The sequence below is a fragment of the Streptomyces calidiresistens genome, from assembly GCF_014141525.1.
GTDB classification, from domain to species: Bacteria; Actinomycetota; Actinomycetes; order Streptomycetales; family Streptomycetaceae; genus Streptomyces; species Streptomyces calidiresistens.
Genome location: NZ_VKHS01000598.1, coordinates 1 through 3,469, shown reverse-complemented (window position 1 = coordinate 3,469; position 3,469 = coordinate 1). Strand labels below are relative to the sequence as shown.

Annotated in this window: 3 protein-coding genes; all 3 read right to left on the bottom strand. The window is 75.8% G+C overall.

What is annotated here, in order from left to right; all coding sequences use genetic code 11:
- Positions 1-42: 42 nt before the first annotated feature.
- The 3 genes from FOE67_RS20205 to FOE67_RS20195 all read right to left on the bottom strand — a co-directional run bounded on the left by FOE67_RS20205 (position 43) and on the right by FOE67_RS20195 (position 3,241).
- Entirely contained in the window at positions 43-1,134 is a 1,092-nt protein-coding gene (locus FOE67_RS20205) for a nucleoside triphosphate pyrophosphohydrolase (RefSeq protein WP_182666262.1), read from the bottom strand.
- Entirely contained in the window at positions 1,131-1,766 is a 636-nt protein-coding gene (locus FOE67_RS20200) for a SurA N-terminal domain-containing protein (RefSeq protein ID WP_323385129.1), read from the bottom strand. The genes FOE67_RS20205 and FOE67_RS20200 overlap by 4 nt, the downstream gene beginning before the upstream one ends.
- A gap of 179 nt (positions 1,767-1,945) precedes the next feature.
- Positions 1,946-3,241 (bottom strand): DUF6716 putative glycosyltransferase, encoded by a 1,296-nt coding sequence (locus FOE67_RS20195; RefSeq protein ID WP_182666260.1) that lies wholly within the window; start codon positions 3,239-3,241, stop codon positions 1,946-1,948.
- Positions 3,242-3,469: the final 228 nt, after the last annotated feature.

Genomic DNA, 3,469 nt, shown 5'->3' with positions numbered 1-3,469 from the left:
GGGCGTTCGGGGCGGGGCCCGTTTCCCGGAGCACCCCGGGGATCACTCCGCGTCGGCGGCCCGTCCGGCCTCGGCCTCGCGCAGGGTGTCCCGGTACCGGCGGGCGGCGGCGCGCAGAGCGGACTCCGGGTCCACCCCGGCGGCCTCGGCCTCCGCCGCGAGGGCCAGCAGCCGCTGCCCGAAGTCCTCGGCGGGGTCCCCGGACGGCCCCGGGACCTCCCGCTCCCGGGGCACCGCGGGCAGCCCGGCCGTGCGGGCCCGGGCCGCGAGCTTCGCGGCCAGCGCCAGCGCCGGCTGCCCCATCGGGATCCCCTCGGTCACCGACCCCCGCGCCTTCTCCGTTGCCTTGGTGCGCAGCCAGTGCTCGCGCACCTCCTCCGGGGTGCTCGCCCGCTCGTCGCCGAAGACGTGCGGGTGGCGGTGGATCAGCTTGGCGACGATGCCCCCGGCCACGTCGTCGATCGAGAACGGCTCCCCGGCGTCCTCCTCCGCGATCCGGGCGTGGAAGACCACCTGGAGCAGGACGTCCCCCAACTCCTCGCGCAGCTCGCCCCGGTCCCCGGCCTCGATCGCCTCGACCAGTTCGTGGACCTCCTCCAGCGCGTACGGCGCCAGGTCGGCGTGGGTGCGCACCGAGGACCAGGGACAGTCCCGACGGATGCGGTCCATCACCTCGACCAGGTCCAGCAGCCGGGCGCCGGGCAGGTCCCAGGAGCCGGGAAGCAGCTCCAGATCCGGCATCCGCACCCGACCCGACCCGGCCCGTCGCGCCAGGTCGTCGGTCAGTCGGGTCTCGCCGTCGGCCGCCGCCAGGACGACCACCGTGCGGCCCCCGGAACAGTGATCGACCACCTCGCCGATGTCGAAGCCCTCGACGGGGGCGGAGACCACGGAGATCCCGGCGTCGGCGAGGTGGGGGAGCAGCGGGTGCCCCGGGTCGCGGCACAGCACCCGGTCCGCACCGCGCAGCGCGCGCCACGCCGGGGCGGAGAGCAGGCCGGCGGCGACCCGGTGGCTGGTGGTCAGCAGGACCAACCGGCCCGGGTCGGGGCCGGTGGATCCGGAACCACCGGGCTCCGCCGGGTCGCCGGGGAAGTCGGGGTCGGGGGAACGACGGGGGTGTGTACCGCTCACCCGCCGAGCGTATCGGCGGGCTCGGCCGGACCCCGCAGCCAGGGCACCTCGGCGTCGACGAGGTTCACCTGCTGCGCGTCCCAGGTGCCGTAGCGGGGATTGACCTCCACCCCGATCTCCTCGGCCAGTTCGGTCAGCCGGGCGTAGGCCTCCTCGGTGCCCTCCATGCCCTCGCCGCCGATGCCGGCCATCAGCAGGCCGATCCGCAGCTGCTCGTCGATCTGGTCCTCGGCCAGGGGGAGGCCCTGACCGACGAGCGCGACCTCGGCCAGGCCCTCGGGGCCGCCCAGCTGCTCCTCCAGCGCGGCGCGTTCCTGCTGGACGTCGCGGTTGGTGACCTGCACGCCGGCCTCCTCCGCGGCCTGCTCGACCAGGCTGTAGAAGATCATCAGACCCACCATCTGGCGCTGCAGCGCGGGGGTCTCCTCGACCAGCACGTCCCCCTGCGCGGTGGCCCGCTGGGCCTCCCGCACGGTCTCCACCCGGCTCTGCACCTGCGAGACGGTGATCCGGTCCTCGCCGACCACCGCGGCGGCCCCGGGATGCGTGTCCCCGGCGCAGCCGGTGAGCAGCGGCGCGGCGACCAGCAGGGCGGCGGCGGAGACGGACAGTGCGGACGTGCGACGCTTCACTGGGTGCTCCCGGCGGTGGGTCCGATTCCGATGGTGGGCACTACTCGGCACTGGCCGTGATCTTAGGCACAGCGGGGGGCCGTGACCACCTGTTCGTCAACGCCCGTCGCCCGCCGATCGTCCCCGGGGCCGCCCGGTCGGGGACGATCGGCCGGATCACCGGCCCCGACCGGGCCCGATCAGCCCCGGGCCAGACGCCGGATGGCCGGTGCCACCCGCCGCCGTCCCATCCGGTACAGACCGCCGGCACCGCGCACCACCAGCCGTCGCACCGGGCCGACCGTCGCCGGTTCGGGGGCCCGGACGCGTTCCCCGTCCAGCCCCACGCCCCGCCGCCGCAGCAGCGGCTCCAGGTAGGGGGCGTGGTGTTCGGCCGTGTAGTGGGGGCGCAGCGGGGGCAGCGGGCCGGCGGCGCGCAGCCGGGCGATCCGGGCCCGGGCCTCCTCCCACGGGTCGGTGCGGCCCAGGCCGTGCCGGGCCGCCCAGTCGGGATCGGCCTTCGGCACCAGACCCGAGTCCAGGTCGGTGAAGGAGGCCAGCAGTCCGGAGCCGACGAAGAAGTGGTTGCCGTGCGCCTCGCGGATGCCGTAGTCGGTGATGATCGCGGCGGGTATGCCCCGGTGCACCGCCTCCATCGCGGCGGTGGAGCTGACCGTCACCAGCAGGTCGGTGCGGTCGAGGATCTCCCCCATGTCGCCGTAGCGCAGCGACAGGTTGGCCGGACGGTCCGGCAGCTCCTCGAACAGCTTCTGGTAGGAGTGGCGTTCGACGTGCGTCACGCCCTCGTCGGGCCGGTTGCGCAGCTTGACGAGCACCTCGCGGTCGGGGTGCAGCAGCGCGTGGTGCCGCAGCCGCCGCAGCAGCGACAACCGGTCGCCGCGCCCCGCCGGCACCGACGGCTGGACGGCGAAGCAGACGGTGAAGGGACGGTCCCGACCGGCGGCGGCCGGATCCCACGGAGCGCCGTCCAGGTAGGGGAGGGCCGACTCCACGATCGCCCCGGGGTCGGCGCCCACCCCCGCGTACACCTCGCGGAACAGGTCGGCGTCGTGCGCGCTGTTGGCCAGCACCACGTCCGAGCCGATGCGCAGCATCGTGCCGTCCACCTGGTTCTCGTAGGCGACGCCGACGTAGCCGGTGACCACGATCGGCCGCCGGGTCCGGTCGGCCCACCGCAGGGAGAGGCCGTGCAGGACGGTCATGACGCTGCCGCCGGTCACGCCCAGCACCAGCAGGTCGGCCTCCGCGCAGGCCGGGTCCTCCAGCAGGTCGGCGCAGTCCACGCTCCGGGAGGTGTCGGGGACGATCCCCACCTCGGAGATCTGCCGCTGGGAGGGGGCGCTGTCACCGCGCAGGAAGCGGGCGTCCAGGGCGTGGTCCGGCGCCAGCCGGCGGGCGGTCAGGGCAGCCCACTTCCAGCGGCTGTCCGAGTCGGCGAGCACGACGACGCGCTGCCGGGTGCCGGCATTCTCCATGGTGAACGGTCCCTTCGCCGGGGTCCGACCGGTCGGTCCCCGTGTGGTGCGCTGATGGTGCGGTGCCCCTCCCTCCCGACGTCCGGGACGGGTCCGGGGTGCCCCGCGGGCCGGCCCGGCACCACCGGGCCCGCCGGTGGTCGGCGGGGGAGCCGGGTGCGGCACGGCCGTCCCGGCGCCGGCGCGACGGTGCGGATCGGCGCGGCACACCGGGGGGCGGGCGTGCGG